Origin of the sequence: Isoptericola sp. NPDC060185, assembly GCF_042728595.1 — a bacterium.
Classification (GTDB): domain Bacteria; phylum Actinomycetota; class Actinomycetes; order Actinomycetales; family Cellulomonadaceae; genus Isoptericola.
This window is the reverse complement of record NZ_JBHWYY010000085.1, coordinates 1-17,753: the sequence shown is the minus strand read 5'-3', so window position 1 is coordinate 17,753 and position 17,753 is coordinate 1. Positions and strand designations below refer to the sequence as shown.

The 17,753-nt window shown below is 75.6% G+C and carries 16 protein-coding genes; 8 read left to right on the top strand and 8 right to left on the bottom strand.

Annotation, left to right across the window (positions count from 1 at the left end):
• The first annotated feature begins 81 nt into the window (after positions 1-81).
• Positions 82-837, top strand: a complete 756-nt coding sequence (locus tag ACFWDO_RS18725) for an SDR family NAD(P)-dependent oxidoreductase (RefSeq protein ID WP_380322544.1) — start codon at positions 82-84, stop codon at positions 835-837.
• 6 nt (positions 838-843) lie between these two features.
• Here ACFWDO_RS18725 and ACFWDO_RS18720 read toward each other — a convergent pair whose 3' ends face one another.
• Positions 844-1,233, bottom strand: a complete 390-nt coding sequence (locus ACFWDO_RS18720; protein WP_380322541.1) for a DMT family transporter — start codon at positions 1,231-1,233, stop codon at positions 844-846.
• A gap of 1 nt (position 1,234) precedes the next feature.
• Positions 1,235-1,549 (bottom strand): DMT family transporter, encoded by a 315-nt coding sequence (locus ACFWDO_RS18715; RefSeq protein WP_380322538.1) that lies wholly within the window; start codon positions 1,547-1,549, stop codon positions 1,235-1,237.
• 92 nt (positions 1,550-1,641) lie between these two features.
• Between ACFWDO_RS18715 and ACFWDO_RS18710 the strand changes: the two genes are divergently transcribed.
• Positions 1,642-2,217 carry a TetR/AcrR family transcriptional regulator gene (locus ACFWDO_RS18710; protein ID WP_380322535.1) on the top strand — a complete coding sequence of 192 codons (576 nt, stop codon included), beginning with the start codon at positions 1,642-1,644 and terminating at the stop codon, positions 2,215-2,217.
• A 26-nt stretch (positions 2,218-2,243) separates the two neighbouring features.
• Here the strand turns inward: ACFWDO_RS18710 and ACFWDO_RS18705 are convergent, their stop codons facing one another.
• The 4 genes from ACFWDO_RS18705 to ACFWDO_RS18690 all read right to left on the bottom strand — a co-directional run bounded on the left by ACFWDO_RS18705 (position 2,244) and on the right by ACFWDO_RS18690 (position 5,819).
• Positions 2,244-2,834, bottom strand: a complete 591-nt coding sequence (locus ACFWDO_RS18705; protein WP_380322532.1) for a TetR/AcrR family transcriptional regulator — start codon at positions 2,832-2,834, stop codon at positions 2,244-2,246.
• A 51-nt stretch (positions 2,835-2,885) separates the two neighbouring features.
• Complete coding sequence (locus ACFWDO_RS18700; protein ID WP_380322529.1) at positions 2,886-3,605, bottom strand: ABC transporter ATP-binding protein; 720 nt, start codon at positions 3,603-3,605, stop codon at positions 2,886-2,888.
• Positions 3,602-4,780, bottom strand: coding sequence for an ABC transporter permease (locus tag ACFWDO_RS18695; protein WP_380322526.1), 1,179 nt, complete (start codon positions 4,778-4,780; stop codon positions 3,602-3,604). The genes ACFWDO_RS18700 and ACFWDO_RS18695 overlap by 4 nt, the downstream gene beginning before the upstream one ends.
• A gap of 67 nt (positions 4,781-4,847) precedes the next feature.
• Entirely contained in the window at positions 4,848-5,819 is a 972-nt protein-coding gene (locus ACFWDO_RS18690) for a helix-turn-helix domain-containing protein (protein WP_380322550.1), read from the bottom strand.
• Between the two features lie 80 nt (positions 5,820-5,899).
• On the opposite strand from ACFWDO_RS18690, the gene ACFWDO_RS18685 reads away from it, so the two are divergent.
• From ACFWDO_RS18685 to ACFWDO_RS18665, 5 genes are all read left to right on the top strand, one after another.
• Positions 5,900-7,171 carry an MFS transporter gene (locus ACFWDO_RS18685; protein ID WP_380322523.1) on the top strand — a complete coding sequence of 424 codons (1,272 nt, stop codon included), beginning with the start codon at positions 5,900-5,902 and terminating at the stop codon, positions 7,169-7,171.
• 133 nt (positions 7,172-7,304) lie between these two features.
• Entirely contained in the window at positions 7,305-8,306 is a 1,002-nt protein-coding gene (locus ACFWDO_RS18680; RefSeq protein WP_380322520.1) for a CorA family divalent cation transporter, read from the top strand.
• A gap of 94 nt (positions 8,307-8,400) precedes the next feature.
• Complete coding sequence (locus ACFWDO_RS18675) at positions 8,401-9,135, top strand: response regulator transcription factor (protein WP_380322517.1); 735 nt, start codon at positions 8,401-8,403, stop codon at positions 9,133-9,135.
• Between the two features lie 6 nt (positions 9,136-9,141).
• A complete protein-coding gene (locus ACFWDO_RS18670) occupies positions 9,142-10,536 on the top strand; it encodes a sensor histidine kinase (RefSeq protein WP_380322514.1) in 1,395 nt (464 codons plus the stop codon).
• Positions 10,533-11,528: a TAXI family TRAP transporter solute-binding subunit gene (locus ACFWDO_RS18665; protein ID WP_380322511.1), complete on the top strand. Its 996-nt coding sequence runs from the start codon at positions 10,533-10,535 to the stop codon at positions 11,526-11,528. The genes ACFWDO_RS18670 and ACFWDO_RS18665 overlap by 4 nt, the downstream gene beginning before the upstream one ends.
• A 66-nt stretch (positions 11,529-11,594) precedes the next feature.
• Here ACFWDO_RS18665 and galE read toward each other — a convergent pair whose 3' ends face one another.
• On the bottom strand, positions 11,595-12,698 hold the full coding sequence (galE, locus tag ACFWDO_RS18660) for a UDP-glucose 4-epimerase GalE (RefSeq protein WP_380322508.1): 1,104 nt from the start codon (positions 12,696-12,698) through the stop codon (positions 11,595-11,597).
• 90 nt (positions 12,699-12,788) lie between these two features.
• Positions 12,789-15,065 (bottom strand): HelD family protein, encoded by a 2,277-nt coding sequence (locus ACFWDO_RS18655; protein ID WP_380322505.1) that lies wholly within the window; start codon positions 15,063-15,065, stop codon positions 12,789-12,791.
• A gap of 428 nt (positions 15,066-15,493) precedes the next feature.
• On the opposite strand from ACFWDO_RS18655, the gene ACFWDO_RS18650 reads away from it, so the two are divergent.
• Positions 15,494-17,641 (top strand): heavy metal translocating P-type ATPase, encoded by a 2,148-nt coding sequence (locus tag ACFWDO_RS18650; protein WP_380322547.1) that lies wholly within the window; start codon positions 15,494-15,496, stop codon positions 17,639-17,641.
• The last annotated feature ends 112 nt before the right edge of the window (positions 17,642-17,753 follow it).

Sequence of the window (17,753 nt, the reverse complement as noted above, 5' to 3'; positions counted from 1 at the left end):
TCCCTAGGGAATCGGGGCCAAACGCCCGCTCACAACGCGTCTAGGCTGTGACGGCACCCCCGATCGTCCCGAGGAGCCCTCATGCCCGTCCCCACCCGCGTCGCCGTCGTCACCGGAGCCAGCAGCGGGATCGGCGCCGCCAGTGCCCGGGCCCTCGCGGCGGCGGGCTTCCACGTGGTCCTCGGCGCGCGGCGGATGGACCGGCTCGAGCGGGTGGCCGCCGAGACCGGCGGCACCGCCCTTCCCCTCGACGTCACGGACGACGCGTCCGTCGCGGCGTTCGCGGCCGCCGTCGACGAGAAGCTCGGGCGCTGCGACCTGCTCGTCAACAACGCGGGCGGCGCGCTGGGGACGGAGTCGGTGGCCGACGCCGACCTCGCCGACTGGCAGCGCATGTACGACATCAACGTGCTGGGCACGGTCCGCGTCACCAAGGCGTTGCTGCCGCGCCTGATCGCGAGCGGCGACGGCCAGGTCATCACCATCGGCTCCATCGCCGGCCGCGAGCCCTACAAGGGCGGCGCCGGGTACAACGCGGCCAAGCACGCCGAGGCGGCGCTGACCCGGGTGCTGCGCCTGGAGCTGCTGGGGCAGCCGGTGCGCGTCAGCGAGATCGACCCCGGCATGGTCCACACCGACTTCTCCCTGGTCCGCTTCAAGGGCGACCAGGAGCGCGCCGACGCCGTCTACGCGGGCGTCGAGCCGCTCACGGCCGAGGACGTCGCCGAGACGGTGGCGTGGATCGCCACGCGCCCGGCGCATGTCAACGTCGACCAGGTGCTGCTCATGCCGCGCGACCAGGCGGCGGCGCAGGTCGTGCACCGCCGCGAGGTCTGACGCGCGTCAGTCGGTGGGCGCCTCCGGGCGTTCGCGCCCCTCGGCCTTGTCGCCGACGAGCTTGAGGCCGATGGCGCAGCCGATGATCCCGGCGAGGAACAGCACCTTGAGGGCGGACGCCGTCTCGGCGCCGCTCGCCATCGCCCACGCGACGGTGAGCGCGGCGCCGATGCCGGTCCAGATGGCGTAGGCCGTGCCGATGGGGATGTGCTTCGCGGCGTAGCCGAGGCCGAGCATGCTCAGCGTCAGGGCGACGAGGAAGACGATCGTGTCGACCGGCACGGTGAAGCCGCGGCTGGCGTCGAGCGCCGTGGCCCACACCGCCTCGAGGACGGCGCTGGCCAGCAGGACACCCCAGGCCACCGAGGTCGGGTTCTTCTTCAGGTCCTTGCTCATGTCAGCTCACCACCTTGAGTCCCACGACCGACCCGACCAGGCCGACCAGCAGCAGCGCCCGGGCGACCGTCAGCCGCTCGTCGCCGCGCACGATGGCGACCAGCACGGTGAGAACGGCGCCGATGCCCACCCACACGGCGTACGCGGTGCCCACCTCGATGGTGAGCATCGCGTGCGCGAGGCCCCACATGCTCAGGGCCAGGCCCACGACGAACAACACGGTCGGGACCGGTCGCTTGAAGCCGTGCGACGCGGCCAGCGCGGTCGCCCACACGGCCTCCATCACGCCGGCCAGGATCAGGATCAGCCAGTCCACGGCAGTCGCGCCCTCTCGCTCGCAGGATGTTTTCGCACGATCGTGCGAAAGAAGTTCTATCACACCTCGCACGACCGTGCGAACATGGGGTCGTGCCCCAGAAGCTCGACCGTGACGAACGCCGCCGTCAGGTGTCCGAGGCCGCGTGGCGCGTCCTCGTGCGCGACGGTCTCGAAGCCCTGTCCGTCCGCAACGTGGCCGCCGAGGCCGGCCTGCCGCAGAGCTCGCTGCGCTACACGTTCCCCACCGTGGCCAGCGTGCGCGAGCGCGCCGTGTCGCTCGTCGTGGAGCGGCTGCGCGAGCGGGTCGACGCCGTGGACGTCGCCGCCCCCGGCGGCGCGCGCGCCGTGCTGGCGCAGCTGCTCCCGCTCGACGCCGAGCGGCGCACCGAGATGGAGGTCTACCTCGCGCTCGGCACCGCCGCCATGACCGACCCCGCCCTGCGCGAGGGCCACCGCGCCGCCCAGGACGCGATCCGCGGCGTGTGCGGCGACGCGCTCGCCGCCCTCGCCGGCCGCCCCGCCGCCGACGTCGAGGTGCGCGAGCTGCACGCCCTCGTCGACGGCCTCGCGCTGCACGTCGTGCGGCAGGACCCGGGCGCCGGCCCCGCGTGGGCGCTCGACGTCCTCGACGCGCACCTGGCGCGCGTGGCACCCGCGCCGAGGTAGTCCGGATCGCGCCGAGGTAGTCCGGGCTACGTCGCGGCGTCGCGGGCGCGGTCGGCGAACGGCGCCACCAGCTGCTCGACGGCGGCCCACGCCTCCTCGAGCGGGGTGCCCGACTCGATCATCCGCGAGGCGGTGTTCACCATGGCGTTGAGGAGCTCCGCCGTCCGGGCGGGCCGGGCCACCCCGAGCGCGCGCAGCGTGTCGGTCAGCGGCCGCAGCAGCTCGTCGTGCATGGACCGCACCCCCTGCGCGACGGCGGCTGCCGGCCCGACGTCGGCGAGCGCGGTCGCGAGGGCGTGCTCGCCCGCGGCCACGAGCTCGAGGTTGGCCCGCGCGTAGGCGAGGATGCGAGCGCCGTCGTCCTCGGCGGCGTCCATGGCCTCGGCGACCGTGGTCGCCCACCGGGGGAACACGTCCTCCACCATGGCGCGCAGCAGGTCCTCCGCGGAGCGGAAGTACTGGTAGATGCTCGGGCGGGCGAGCCCGGACCGCTCGGCGAGCGCGGCGAAGGTGGGCGGGCGCCCGGTCTCGGCGAGGAGGGCTCGCGCGGCGTCGAGGAGGACCCGCTGCTGCGCCGCGCGGTGCTCGACGACGGTGGGGGCGCTGATGCGCGGCACGGCTCTCCTCCTCGCGGGGCGCCCCGGGCCTGGTGGCCCGGGGCGTGACGGTCAGTCGACCAGTCTTCCATCCTCCATCCGCACCACCCGGTCGCAGTGCTCAAGCACGTCGTGGTCGTGCGTGACCATGACGGTCGCGACGCCGTGCTCGTGCGTCTCCGCCGCGAGCAGCTCGACGACGGCGTGGCTGCGCGCGCGGTCGAGCGCCGCCGTCGGCTCGTCGACGAGCAGCAGCGCGGGCGCCGTGACCAGCGCGCGGGCGATGCCGACGCGCTGACGCTCGCCGCCGGACAGCTCGTGCGGCCGTCGGTTCGCCTTGTGCGCCATCCCGACCTGCTCCAGGAGCTCGAGCGGCGACCGCGCCGAGGCCGCGACCTTGCGCCCCGTGGCGTGCAGCGCGAACCGCAGCTGGTCGACGGCGGTGAGCGCGGGGAGCAGGTTGCCCGACTGGAACACGAAGCCGATCCGTTCCCGGCGCAGCTGCGCCTGCCGGGACGCGGAGAAGGCGCCGACGTCCTCGCCGTCCACCAGGACGGTGCCGGAGTCGGGCCGCGTCAGGGCCCCGGCGACGGCGAGCAGGCTCGACTTGCCGGCCCCGGACGGGCCGACGACGGCGAGCAGCTCGCCCGCCGGGACGGCGAGGTCGACGTGGTCGAGCGCCGTCACGGTGGCGTCGCCGTCCCCGAGGGTCAGGACGACGTCGGTGAGGCGGAGGCCGTCGGCCCCGGTGGCCCGGGGTGCGGTGGCGGTGGTGGGGGCGGGCTGGGTCATCGCTGTCCTCCGAGGGCGGTGAGCGGGTCGACGCGGGCGATGCGGCCGACCGCGGCGGCCGCGCCGAGGAGCCCGAGCGCCACGAGCAGGACGGCGGCCGCCGCGACGGGCACGGGCTCGAGCGAGAAGGGCATGGGGGTGGACGTCAGGAGCGCGCCGAACCCGACGCCGACGGCCACGCCCACCGCCGTCGAGCCGACGAGGACCACCGCCGCCTGCCCGAGGGCGTCACGGACCAGGTAGCCCGTGCGGGCGCCCATCGCGCGGGCGACGGCGATCTCGTGCCGGCGCTGGATCGTCCAGACGGTGAAGAACGCGCCGACCACGAGCGCGGAGATGGCGTACAGGAACGTCTGGATGAGGTCGAGCGTGAGGGTCTCGGCCGCGTACCCCGGCGAGCCCTCGAACGAGTCCTCGAGCGACACGGCGGTGGTGCCGGTGCCGGCGGCGGCCGCCGCCAGGTCGACGTCGGCCCCGTCGGACTCGGCGAGCGCGACGGCGGTCGCCTCGTCGTAGGCGTCCGGCCGCACCTCGTCGCCGGGTCCGGCGCCGGCATGGATCTCCTGCCAGGTGGCGAGCGGCACGTAGGCGACGTCCACGTGCCCGTAGGTGTGCTGGCCGTCCAGCACCCCGACGATCGTCAGCTCGGTGCCGAGCCGGTCGACCGTCACCGTGTCCCCGACGTCGAGCCCGAGGTCGGTCACCGTCTCGCTGACGACGATGCCGTCGCGCGCGCCGAGGCCGTCGCCGCGCGCGACGAGGTCGGGGGCGGGGGCGAGGAAGGAGTCGGGCTCGACGCCGAAGAGGGCCAGGTCGACGGCCTCGCCGTCGGGGCCCTCGGCGTTGACGAGCTGGTTGCCGAAGAGGGCGGCGTCGTCGATGCCGTCCTGCTCGGCCCAGCGCTCCGCCTGGTCGCGCCCCACGGTGCTGCGCGAGAACGCCGAGTCGACGGCGGTGCCCTCGTCGAACGCGAACGCGGTCGCCGGCAGCTTCTTGAGGCCGGAGACGCCGTCGTTCACTAGGCCCGAGGACAGCCCGGACAGGATGACGACGAGGATCGCGACGAGGGCGACGACACCCCCCATCAGGCCGAACCGAGCCCGCGCGAACACCAGCTCGCGCCACGCCAGAAACATCGTGCTCCCTTCCGCGCCGGCACCAGTTGCCGACGTCATGTCGGGAACGATACCAACGCGGCGTCGGGAAACTGTCGGGAGACGGGAGCTCAGGCTGTGGGGTCGGTCACCGGGCCTCGCGGCCGCCGCCCACCAGCGCGTCGCCCACCTCGGAGCGCAGGTACAGCACCGACCGGCCGGCGCGCGCGGACGTCAGCAGGCCCGCGTCGCGCAGCACGCGCAGGTGCTGGTTCACGGCGCTCGCCGTCACGTCGAGGCGGCGGGCGAGGTCCGTCGACGACGCCGGCTGCTCCAGCGCGGTGAGCAACCCGGCCCGCGCGCGGCCCAGGACGGCGACGAGGGCGTCGTCCGCCACGTGCCGCGCCGCCTCCCACAGGGTGCCGGTGCCGCGCGCGCCGTACATGATCACCGGCGGCTCGGCGGGGTCGATGGGGCACGACGCGCCGCGGGTGAACAGGGTCGGCACCAGGGTGAGCCCGACGCCCGTGGTCGACCGGCGCCGGGTCGCGGGCTGCGTGGTGAGCTGCACGCTCACCACGCCGTCGGCGAAGGAGACCCGCTCGGCGAGGTCGGCGAACATCGCGCCCGCGCCGCGCGCCGAGATCACGGTGCCGCGGTGCACGACGTCGGCCTGCAGCACCGCGCGCATCCGCGGCCACACCGGGGCGACGCAGGCGTCCCAGTAGGCCGTCAGCGCGGCGTCGATCCGCCGGCGGACCTGCGGCACCGGGCCACGCAGTGCCGCGGGCAGGCCGTGCGGGTGGACCTCGGCGAGGTCGTGCGCCACCGTCGCGTCGTCGACGGCGGCCACGGCGGCCAGCTCGTCGTCGATACGCGTGAGCGGGCCGCCGGGCCGCGGCGTGAGGTAGTCCGGCGTCCACAGGGAGTCGTTCGTCAGCGCGAGCAGCATCTCGCCGTCGAGCGTCGGCCGCGCCTGCTGCACGCGCCGCAACCACGGCAGGTGCACGGGGTAGCGGCCCGGGTCGCGCCAGGCGCGTAGCGACAAGACCAGCTCGTTCAGCGGGGAGACGGCGAACCGCACGTCCGCCAGGTCCATGCCCGCGAGCTCGTAGTGCATCCATCCCACGGGTCGAGCGTAGATGTAGCGCACCGCTACATCTGTTCGTCGGCAGGCGGAGGGGGCTGCCTACTGGTGCCGTGATCCAGACCCTCCTGCCGCGGGACCCCGTGGCCCGCGCCCTCACCGTCTCGACCATGGCGTTCGCGGCGTCGACGGGCATCTTCTACACCGTCTCCGTGCTGTACTTCACGCGCGTGGTCGGCCTCTCGGCCGGCACCGTCGGGCTGGGGCTGGGGATCGCCGGCGGCGCGGGTGTGCTCGGGTCGTACCTCGCCGGGCGCTGGTCCGACCGGGCCGGCGCCCACCGGGTGCAGGTGTGGGGGCTCCTCGCGCAGGCGCTGGCGCTCGCGGCGTACTCGTTCACCTCCGACGCGGTGAGCTTCACGGCCGTCGCCATCGTCGTCAGCGCCGGCCGCGGGGTGCAGTCCACCGCGCGGCAGGCGCTGCTCGCCCGATGGTTCACGGGCCCCGAGCGCGTCGGGGTGCGCGCCCGGCTGCGCGTCGTGACGAACGTCCTCATCGGGCTCGGCACCCTTGCTGCCGCCGTCGCGCTGCTGGCCGACACCGCCGCGGCCTACCGCACCGCGATGGTCGCGACGGCCGTGCTGCTGCTCGCCGCCGTCGCGCCCCTGGTCACGCTGCCCCGCCGCGTGCCCGACCTGGCCGCGCGCCTCCTCGCCGAACCGCCCGCGCCCCAGGGCGTCGACGGCGACGACGTGGAGTCGCCCGCCCGCCACCCCCTGCGCGACCGGACGTACGTGGCCAGCGTCGCGCTCAACGCCGTCGTCGCCATGCAGTTCGGGGTCATGACCGTGGGCGTGCCGCTGTGGGTCGCGAGCACCGACGCCCCCACCGCCGTCGTCTCCGCGCTGCTGGTGGTCAACACGGTGCTGGTGGCGCTGCTGCAGGTGCGCGCGTCCCGCGGCACCCACGACGTGCGGACGGCGGGCCGCGCCGTGCGCCGCGGCGCCGTGCTGCTGGCCGCGGCCTGCGTGCTGTACGCGGCGGCCGGGTACGGCAGCCTCGTCGCGGCGACCGCCCTGCTGCTCCTGGCCGCCGTCGCGCACTCCCTCGGCGAGGTGGTGTCCGAGGCCGGCGGGTGGGGCATGGCCTTCGAGCTCGCCGACCCGCGTCGTGCCGGCGCCTACCAGGGCCTGTCGCAGACCGGCTACGCGCTCGCCGGCATGGCCGCGCCCGTCGTCGTCACGGCGCTGCCCGTCCGGTACGGCACCCCCGGCTGGCTCGTGCTGGGCGCGATCTTCGTCGCCGCCGGGGTGGGCGCGGCGGGGGTCGCGCGCCGGGCGGCAGACGCCCGGCCGGCCCCGGACGCCGCGCCAGTCGGAGCGTGACGGTCGAGGGGTGACGCTCGGCGCGGCAGTTTCGGCTCACCGCGGCAGTTCGAACTGCCGCGCTGAGCGCGAACTGCCGCCGTGACGGGTGTCCCGCCGCGCCGTTCGGCCCGGTTCGTCCGAGAATGCGGGAGTGACGGACCGGACGGGCAGTGCAGCGGGCGCGGAGGAGAGGCCGGCGGGCGTGGTGGAGTGGTTCGTCGGGACGCACGGCGCGCCGGCGCGGGCCGCGGACGACGACCACCCGGCGCGCTGGCTGCACGTCACGGACAAGGACGCGTTCCTCGCCGCGGTGCGGGAGGTCGACCCGGCTCTGGGGGAGCGGCTCGCGCAGGCGCACGTCGTCGCGCGGGAGGTGCCGAAGCGGCCGGCCGCCGCGGTGCGGTGGCTCGACGACGAGTGGGTGGCCGTGCTCACCCCCACGGTCTGGTTCACGGAGGACGACCGGCAGGTGCACACCGGCGAGCTCGGCGTCCTCGCCGGCAAGGACGCGGTGCTGACGTTCGAGGTGGGCGACGCCGGGGTGCACGACCTCGCGCTGGACCGGCTGAGCGGCCCGGGCCCCGCGCACGGGACGGGCGCGCAGCGGGTGGCGCTCGCCGTCGTGCTGGGCGTGGTGGGCGTGGCGTCGGAGGTGGAGGTGGCGCTCGGCAACGCCGTCGCGGACAGCGAGCGGGTCGTCTTCGACCGCACGATGGCGGACCCGGTGCAGCGGCTGTACGACCTCAAGCGCGAGATCACCGAGGCGCGGCGGGCGCTGCTGCCGGTGTCCGCGGAGCTGCCCGAGCTCACCGTCGACGACCGCCGCATGGTCGCCGACCGGCGCACGCTGGAGCGGGTGGCGTCCACGGTGGAACGCATCGACCGGCACCTCGACGCGCACGACGACCTGCTCTCCGACATGCTCCAGGTGCACCTGTCGCAGGTGTCGGTGCGGCAGAACGAGGACATGCGCAAGATCTCGGCCTGGGCGGCGATCCTCGTGTACCCCACGGTGATCGCGGGCATCTACGGCATGAACTTCCGGAACATGCCGGAGCTGCACTGGCTGCTCGGCTACCCGTTCGCCCTGGGGCTCATGGTGGTGGGCTGCGTGGTGCTGTACCGGGTCTTCCGGCGGGTCGGCTGGCTCTGACCTGGCCCGGTCCCGCGCACCGGTCCGCGGTAGGAGCCCGAAACGTCGCTCCGCTAACCTGTGCGCTCCAGGCGCCCGAGGGAGGGACGGTCCCGTGCAGCTGCTGGTGGTCGAGGACGACGACCACGTCGCGAGCGCGCTCGTGTCCGTGCTGCGGCGGCACGGCTTCGAAGTGGTCCGTGCTCGCGACGGCGCGTCCGCGCTGCGCGAGGTGAGCCCCCGCACGGACCTGGTGCTGCTGGACCTCACCCTGCCCGACATCGACGGCTTCGAGGTGTGCCGGCGCATCCGCCGCGTCTCGGACACGCCGATCATCATGGTCACCGCCCGCACGCGCCTCGACGCGCGCATCCAGGGGCTGGAGCTGGGCGCCGACGACTACGTGACCAAGCCGTACGACGTGCGCGAGGTGCTCGCCCGCATCGACGCGGTCCTGCGCCGCGGCCGCGGCCGCGAGTGGGACGGGCAGCGCGCCGAGGCCCCCGACGCGCGCATCCGGGTGCGGGGCGTCGTGGTGGACCTGGCCCGGCGCGAGGTGCGCCGGACCAGCGACGCCGTGGGCACCGTCGTCGAGCTGACCCGCAAGGAGTTCGACCTGCTCGCGCTGCTCGTGCGTCAGCAGGGGTCGGTCCTCACGCGCGAGCGCATCCTGCGGGACGTGTGGGGGTCGAGCTGGAAGGGCCTCGGCCGCACGCTCGAGGTGCACGTCGCCTCCCTGCGCCGCAAGCTCGGCGAGCCCGACCTCGTCGAGACGGTCCGCGGCGTCGGCTACCGGCTGGCCGCGCCCGACGGCGGGGACGCGGCCGCGCCGCGCGGCGCGGGGGCCTAGACGTCGATGCGGACCCGGCTGGCGATCATCCTGTTCGTGCCCTGCGTGCTGGTGCTGGCGCTGCTCGGCGCCGCGTACTCCGGCAACGTGGCGCGCGCCAACCAGCAGGAGGTCTACCTGGACCGCCTGGCCGACGCCGGCTACCTCGTGATCACGGCCCGCCAGTCGCTGATGGCCGACGACCCGGCGATCGTCGAGGGCGACCTCACGCGGTACCGCGACGTGTACGGGGTGGGCGCGGCCGTCGTCGACCAGTCGGGCGCCGTGTGGGCGTCCAACGGGCTCGACGTCGACGACCTGGACGAGCGGCACGCCGCCCTCGCGGGCCGGCGCGGCGAGGCGGTGCTGAGCACCCTGCCGTGGAAGGCCGACCGGATCGTCGTCGCCGAGCCCGTGTACGACGGCGGGGACCTGGTCGGCGCCGTCCTCACGGTCTCCGAGGCGTCGTCCGTCTCCCGCAGCATCTGGTCGAGCTGGGGGATCCTCGTGGCGGCCGGGCTCGTCACGTGCGTGCTCGCGGTCGTCATCGCGCACCGCACCGCGGGCTGGGTGCTGCGCCCGGTGCGCGCCGTCGACGCCGCCATGGGCGAGATCGGCCGCGGCCGCCTCGACGCGCGCATCCCGCCGTCCACCGGCCCGCCCGAGCTGCGCGAGGTCATCACCCGGTTCAACGCCATGGCCGCGCAGGTGGAGCACTCCATGCACCGCCAGCAGGAGTTCGTCTCCAACGCGTCGCACGAGCTGCGCAACCCGCTCAACGCGCTCATGCTGCGCGTCGAGGACCTGGCCCTCTCGACGCCGCCCGAGCACGCCACCGAGGTGGCGCACGTGCGCGCCGAGGCCGTGCGCATGGCGCACATCCTCGACGCGCTGCTGCTCCTCGCCGACGACGCGAACCTGGCCGCCGGCGCGCACCCCGTGGACGTGGCGGAGCTCGTCGCCCGGCGCGTCGAGAGCTGGCGCCTGCTCGCCGTCGGCCGCCACCTCGCCTTCGAGGAGGCCCCCGAGGGCGCGTGGGCGGAGCTCAACGAGATCGTCCTGGAGTGCGCCTTCGACGCCGTGCTCGACAACGCCGTGAAGTTCTCGCCCGACGGCGGCCGCATCGACGTCACGGTCGGCACCCTCGCCGCCGGCGACGAGGCCGACGATGCTGCCGGCATGGTCGAGGTCACCGTGCGCGACCACGGCGCGGGCGTGCCGCCCGAGGAGCTGGAGCGGCTGGCGGAGCGGTTCTGGCGCTCGCCCGGCCACGGCACCGTCCGGGGGTCCGGGCTCGGCCTCGCCATCGCGTCCGAGCTGCTGGCCACCGGCGGCGGGGGACTGCGCCTCGCACTGCCCGACGGCGGCGGCTTCGAGGTGCGCCTGCGCATGCCGGCGCTCGCGGCGGAGGCGGTGTCGTGAGCGACGCGCGGGCGGTGCGCCGCCGCGGCCCCCTGCTCGCGGTGCTGGCCGCCGCGCTGCTGCTGCTCCCGCTGCTCGCCGGCTGCGTCGGCGACGACGCGGCCGGCGACCCCTGGGGCGGGAACCGGCCCGACGCGCTCACCGTGGCGACCGGCGGCTCCACCGGTATCTACCACGCCTACGGCGTCGCCTACGCGAAGGTGCTGGAGCAGCGGTACGACCTGCCCGTGGAGGTCGACGAGACCGGCGGCTCGGTGGAGAACCTGAAGAGCCTCGACGCCGGCACGGCGCAGGTGGCGTTCAGTGCCGCCGACGCCGCCCGGGACGCCGTCGCCGGCGAGGGCGAGTTCGACGAGCCCCTCGACGTGCGCGCGCTCGGGCGCGTCTACGACGACTTCGTGCACCTCGTGGTGCCGGCGAACTCCGACGTGCGCTCCATCGCCGGCCTGGCGGGCAAGCGGGTCTCGCTCGGCGCCCCAGGGTCCGGCACCGCGCTCATCGCGCACCGACTGCTCGCCGCCGCGGACGTGCCCAGGGCCGCGCTCACGACCCGGAGCCTCGGCCTGGACGACTCGATCGAGGCCCTGCGGGACGGGGAGATCGACGCGTTCTTCTGGTCCGGGGGCCTGCGGACCCCGGGCCTGACGGCGCTCGCCGCGGACGTGCCCGTGCGCCTCGTGCCCCTGGGCGACCTGGTCGAGGAGGTGCGCTCGCGGTACGGCAGCGGCTACCGCCACGGCATCGTGCCGGACGGGATGTACGGGTCGCCGCGGGCCGTCGAGACGCTCGCCGTGCCGAACTTCCTCATGGTGCGCGGGGACATGCCCGACGCCGAGGCGCGCACGCTGGTCACCACCCTGTTCGACGCGCGGGCGGAGATCTCCGCCCAGGTGCCGTCGGCGGCGAACCTCGACCGCGTGCGCGCGATCTTCACCGACCCCGTCCAGCTGCACCCGGGTGCCCTGCAGTACTACCGCGAGACGAAGGACTGACCTGCTGGACCGACCTGCCGGACCGACCTGCCGGACCGACCTGCTGGACCGACCTGCCGGACTGACCTACCAGGACGACGCGGCCGGCACGGCGGAGACGAGCCGCAGCCGGTGCCCGACACCCCCGCGCCACGGCGTGGTCGGGGCGAGCGCCGCCGGGTAGCCGCCGGGGTTGCGCTGGTGCCACCGCCACAGGTCGAGGCAGATGTCCTCGATGCCGCGCGTGGCCCGCCAGCCCAGCTCGGCCTCCGCGCGGCCGGGGTCCGCGTACGACACGGCGACGTCGCCCACCTGGCGGCCCGTGACGCGGTACGGCACCGTGCGGCCGGTGACGGACTCGAACGCCCGGACCACCTCGAGCACGCTGGTGGGCCGGCCGCTGCCGAGGTTCCAGGTGGACAGCTGCTGGTCGGCGTCGTCGAGCCCGGCGAGGGCGGCCACGTGCCCCGCGGCCAGGTCGTCCACGTGCACGTAGTCGCGCATCGCGGTGCCGTCGGGCGTGGGGTGGTCGTCGCCGTGCACGTCGAGCCGGTCGCGGGTGCCGGCCGCCGCCTCGGCGACGGCGGTGAGCAGGCCCGCCGCCGCGCCCGGCCGGTCCGGCCCGAGCGTCGCGGACGGGTGCGCCCCGGCGGTGGTGAAGTGCCGCACGACGCCGACGCGCAGGGCCGGGCCGGCGTCGGCCACGACGTCGCGCAGGATCTGCTCGGTCATCGCGTGGCTGCGGCCCACCGGGCCGAGCGGGGCGAGCGGCGCGTCCTCGCGGTGCGGCAGGTCGCGACCCTCGCCGTACACGGCGGCCGACGACGACACGACGAGCCGGTCGACGCCGTACCAGGCCATGCATCGCAGCAGCGTGAACGTGGTGCCGAGGTTGGTCTCGTAGCTGTCCAGGGGCCGCACACCGCGCGCCCCGGGCCGCTTCACGCCCGCGAGGTGCAGGACGGCGTCGAAGCCCTCGGCGTCGAAGAGCCGCTCGAGGGAGTCGATGTCGGCGCTGTCGAAGACGTGCACGGGGACCGGCCGGCCCGCCAGGACCTCGACCCGCTCCAGCGCGGCGGGGGCGCCCCGGGAGAAGTCGTCGACGACGACGACGTCGTGCCCCGCGCCGAGCAGCCGGAGGACGGTGTGGGACCCGACGTACCCGGCGCCTCCGGTCACCAGGACGCGCATGGGACTCCTCACCTCAGCGATCACGGCAGATGATGTCGCGCCGTCATCATGCTGGCGGGCCCTCCGGCCGCGCAGGCGATTTGAGGAAGGTCAGAGGGAGCCCACCACCACCTGGCCGAGCTCCTGCGTGCAGCGGGTGAGCGCCACGTACAGCCCGTTCCACCCGCGCGGCTCCGCCGCGATCCCGTCCGGGTCGACGACGACGGCGCCGTCCCACTCCAGCCCCTTCGCGTCCGTGGCGGACATCGCCCGGGTGCCGTCCGGCAGGGCCGCGCGGAGCCCCGCGAGCCGCGCGACGGGCGCGACCACGCCCACCGAGCCGCCCTCGTACCGCGCCGCCATGCCCGCCACGGCCTCCGCGACCGCGTCGGCCAGCCCGGCCTCCGGCGTCGTGCGCCGCCAGGGCGCGACCGGGGCGGAGCGGACCGCGCGGGGCGGGTCGTTGCGGCTGCCCGCGCGGCGCAGCACCGGACCGGTGAGCTCCATGACCTCGCGCGGCGTGCGGTAGCAGATGGTGAGGTCGGCGCGCCGCCACCGGTCGCCGAGCGCGTCGCCCACGGCCTCGCCCCAGTCGGTCTGGCGGTGCGCCGACGACGCCTGGTCGATGTCGCCCACCGCCGTCACCGACCGGGTGGGGCAGCGGCGCACCACCATGTGCCACTGCATGCCGGACAGCTCCTGCGCCTCGTCCACCACCACGTGGCCGTACGTCCAGTCCCGGCGCGCGGCCGCGCGGGCGGCGACGAAGACGCCGTCGTCGGTCGGGTCGTGCATCGGGGAGCCGCCGCGGGCCGGGGCGTCGTCGGGGTCTCCGAGGAGGTCCGCGAGGGCGTCGAGCAGCGGGACGTCGCTGCTCGCCCAGCCGTGCGCGCCGCCCGCGGGCTCGGCCGCGACGCGCGCGACCTCCGCGTCGCTGAGGCCGGTGCTCGTGCCCGGGCCGGCGTGGGCGCGCAGCAGGTCGGCGTCGTCCAGCAGGCGCGTCAGCTCGGCGGCGGCGTCGCGGCGCGGCCACCACGCGTCGAGCGCGGCCGCGACGCCCCGGTCGACGGCCACGCGCTCGCGCAGGGCCTCGAGGTCCGCGTCCGACAGCACGCCGTCGACGTCGGAGCCCGTGGCGCCGCTGTGCACGGCGCGGTCGTCGGACCGCGCGAGCGCGGCGTCGAACCGACTGAGCACGTCCTCGAACCCCTCCTCCGCGCGGGCGAGCAGCTCGGCCTGACGGTCGGCGACGGCGTCGACGAGCAGGTCGTGCACCCGGTCGACCACGCGGTCGCGGGCGCGGTGGTACGACCCGGCCCCCGCCGCCGCGCGGCGGGCCGCGGCGAGCTGCGCGGCGGGGATCGCGTACTCCTCGCCGTCGAGCACGAGGGCGAGCGGGCCCTCCGCGGGCTCGAGCGAGGCGACGAACCGCCGCAGCGCTGGCAGCCACGGCGACCGGCCCTTGATCTCGGCGACGTCGCGGTCCTCGGCGCGCGTCGGGCGCACCCCGGGCACGAGCGTGTCGCACGTCCCCGAGACCACCGCCGTCTCGCCGAGCGCCGGGAGCACCTGGGCGATGTAGTCGAGGAACCGCATCGACGGGCCCAGCACCAGCACGCCGCGCTCCGCCAGGTGCGGGTGCGCGAACAGCAGGTACGCGACCCGGTGCAGCGCCACCACCGTCTTGCCCGTGCCGGGCCCGCCCTGCACCACCAACGGGGTGCGGGCGTCCGCGCGCACCACGTCGTCCTGCTCGCGCTGCAGGGTCGCGACGGCGGTGCCCATGCGGCCCGTGCGCCGCTCGTCGAGCGCCGCGAGGAGGGCGCCCTCGCCCACCAGCCCCGAGTCGTCGAGGCCGCCGTCGAGCGGCTCGTCGTCCACGGCCACCACCCGCGGCCCGTCCGTGCGCACGTGCCGGCGCCTACGCAGACCCTGCGGGTCCACCGGCGTGGCCGTGTAGAACGGCCGGGCCACCGGGGCGCGCCAGTCGACGACGAGCGGGTCGTCGTCCTCCGTGGCGCCCGGCAGGCCCACGCGGCCGAGGTGGCGCACGGAGCCGTCGTCGCCGTCGATCCGGCCGAACACCAGGCCGTGGTCCGCCTGGCGCAGCTCCGCCCGCCGCGCGCGCAGCCGCGAGACCCGCACGCGCGCCGCGGCGTCCTCCGGGCGGGCGGCGGCCAGCGTGGCCTCCAGGTCGTCGAGCACCGCGGCGCGTCGTGCCCACGCGGCGTCGAGCGTCGTCTGCTCCTCCGCGACGGCCTGCGCGGCGGGGTCGGTGGCTTGCTCGGATCCCGGGGTGGTCGTGGGGGCGGTCGTGGGGGTGCTCGTGCGGTCGGCGGGAGCGGCGTCGGACGTCGTGGAGGCGGTGTGCGGGACGGGCTGGGGCACGTGACCTTCTTTCGTACGGTGTACGGCGGCCATCGCCCAACGCGGGCCCCCTCGAGATTGTTCCCCGCGGCGCCGACCCGTCGCCGAACAGGCGGTTGCTCACGTTCTGAGCCGCGAGAAGGTGCACAACCGCCTGTTCGCCGTCCGTGGCCGGGGCGAACGCGCAGGTCGGGAGGGCGAGCGGTCGGCGCCGAGCCCTGGCGGAATACGTGCAGGGGGTATAGAGTTCCCGGCAGGAGATACCCCCTAGGGGTATCGACACGAGTCGCGAACCATCCGGACGAGACGAGGATCGAACCGTGGACCACACCACTCCCCACCAGCACCCGGGGCACCGCGGCCCCGACGACGCCGCGCGCGTGCTGGAGCACGGTCACGACGAGCACGCCGGTCACGACATGAGCAACCACGGCATGGGCACCCATGACATGAGCGGCCACGCCGGTCACGACATGGCGGGCCGCGACGCGCACGCGGGCCACGACATGAGCGGCCACGCCGGTCACGACATGGCAGGTCGCGACGCGCACGCGGGCCACGACATGAGCGGCCACGCCGGTCACGACATGTCCGGCCATGGGGGTCACGGCGGTCACGGCGACCACGTGGGCCAGTTCCGCCGGCTGTTCTGGATCATGCTGGCGCTGGCGGTACCGACGGTGGCGCTGTCGCCGATGTTCGCGATGGTGCTGGGCTACGACCTCCCCGCCGCGGCGTGGGTCGACTGGGTGTCGCCGGTGCTGGGCACGGTGATCTACGTGTGGGGCGGCAGGCCGTTCCTCACGGGCGCGGTGTCGGAGCTCAAGGCCCGCAAGCCCGGCATGATGCTGCTCATCGGGCTGGCGATCACGGTCGCGTTCGTCGCGTCGCTGGGTGCCAGCCTCGGGGTGCTCGACCACCAGCTCGACTTCTGGTGGGAGCTCGCCCTGCTGGTCGTGATCATGCTGCTGGGGCACTGGATCGAGATGCGTTCCCTGGCGCAGACCACCTCGGCGCTGGACTCGCTGGCGGCGCTGCTGCCCGACGAGGCGGAGCGCGTGGAGGGTGCGGACGTCGTCACCGTGTCACCCGCGGACCTGCAGGTGGGCGACGTCGTCCTCGTGCGGCCCGGTGGCAGCGTCCCGGCGGACGGCCGCGTCGTGGACGGCCGCGCCGAGATGGACGAGTCGATGGTCACGGGCGAGTCGCGCACGGTGGCCCGCACGGTGGGCGACGCCGTCACGGCGGGCACGGTCGCGACCGACTCCGGCCTGCGCGTCGAGGTCACCGCGACCGGCGACGACACGGCGCTCGCGGGCATCCAGCGGCTGGTCGCCCAGGCGCAGGCGTCGTCCTCGCGGGCCCAGCGGCTCGCGGACCGGGCGGCCGGCTGGCTGTTCTGGTTCGCGCTCGGTGCCGCAGTCGTCACGGCGATCGCCTGGACCGCGCTCGGCCTGCCGGACGACGCCGTCGTCCGGACCATCACGGTCCTCGTGATCGCCTGCCCCCACGCGCTGGGCCTGGCCATCCCGCTGGTGGTGTCCATCGCGACCGAGCGGGCCGCCCGCGGCGGCGTCCTCATCAAGGACCGCCTGGCGCTGGAGAGCATGCGCACCGTGGACGCCGTCCTCTTCGACAAGACCGGCACCCTCACCAAGGGCGAGCCGACCGTGGCCGACGTCGCGGCCTCGGCGGACCTGGACGCCGACGCCGTCCTGGCGCTCGCGGCGGCGGCCGAGGCGGACAGCGAGCACCCGCTGGCCCGGGCCGTCGTCCGGGCGGCCGGGGAGCGCGGCCTCGACGTCCCGCGCGCGACCGACTTCTCCTCGTCGCCCGCCGTCGGCGTGGTCGCGACGGTCGGCGGGCACGAGGTGCGCGTCGGCGGGCCGCGTCTGCTCGAGGAGCAGGGCGGCGGCGAGGTCGCCGAGGCGGAGTCCTGGCGTGCCGACGGCGCGATCATCCTGCACGTGCTGCGCGACGGCGTCGTCGTCGGCGGGCTGAAGCTCGCCGACGAGGTGCGGCCCCAGGCCGCGGAGGCGGTCGAGGCGCTGCACCGGCTCGGGGTCCAGGTCGTGATGATCACGGGCGACGCCGAGGCCGTGGCCCGGTCCGTGGCGGACGAGCTCGGCATCGACCGGTTCTTCGCCGGCGTGCGGCCGGAGGACAAGTCGGCGCGCGTGGCCGGGCTGCAGGCCGAAGGCCACAAGGTCGCGATGGTCGGCGACGGCGTCAACGACGCCCCGGCGCTCGCGCAGGCGGACGTCGGCATCGCGATCGGCGCGGGCACGGACGTCGCCATCGCGTCGGCGGGCGTCATCCTCGCCAGCGACGACCCCCGGTCGGTGCTGTCCGTGATCGAGCTGTCGCGGGCCAGCTACCGCAAGATGAAGCAGAACCTGTGGTGGGCGGCGGGCTACAACCTGCTGTCGGTGCCGCTGGCGGCGGGCGTGCTCGCGGGCGTCGGGTTCGTGCTGCCGATGTCCGTCGGCGCGCTGCTCATGTCGCTGTCCACCGTGGTGGTCGCGCTCAACGCGCAGCTGCTGCGGCGGCTGGACCTGCGGCCCGACGTCGCGGCGCGCGAGGCGCTGGGCCGCTGATCCCCGTCGTCGAACAGGCGGTTGAGCACGGAACGGGCCCCCGGGGAGGGGGGCAAACCCCGGGGGGGGGGGGCCGCGGCGGCGGGGCGCGGGGGGGTGGGCCCCCCCCGCG

Excerpts from the sequence above, each read along its gene's own strand:
- ACFWDO_RS18695 (WP_380322526.1), bottom strand. The coding sequence starts at position 4,780 with ATGACGTCGGCAACTGGTGCCGGCGCGGAAGGGAGCACGATGTTTCTG.
- ACFWDO_RS18650 (WP_380322547.1), top strand. The coding sequence starts at position 15,494 with ATGAGCGGCCACGCCGGTCACGACATGGCGGGCCGCGACGCGCACGCG.
- ACFWDO_RS18700 (WP_380322529.1), bottom strand. The coding sequence starts at position 3,605 with ATGACCCAGCCCGCCCCCACCACCGCCACCGCACCCCGGGCCACCGGG.
- ACFWDO_RS18670 (WP_380322514.1), top strand. The coding sequence starts at position 9,142 with ATGCGGACCCGGCTGGCGATCATCCTGTTCGTGCCCTGCGTGCTGGTG.
- galE (WP_380322508.1), bottom strand. The coding sequence starts at position 12,698 with ATGCGCGTCCTGGTGACCGGAGGCGCCGGGTACGTCGGGTCCCACACC.
- ACFWDO_RS18690 (WP_380322550.1), bottom strand. The coding sequence starts at position 5,819 with ATGCACTACGAGCTCGCGGGCATGGACCTGGCGGACGTGCGGTTCGCC.
- ACFWDO_RS18720 (WP_380322541.1), bottom strand. The coding sequence starts at position 1,233 with ATGAGCAAGGACCTGAAGAAGAACCCGACCTCGGTGGCCTGGGGTGTC.
- ACFWDO_RS18725 (WP_380322544.1), top strand. The coding sequence starts at position 82 with ATGCCCGTCCCCACCCGCGTCGCCGTCGTCACCGGAGCCAGCAGCGGG.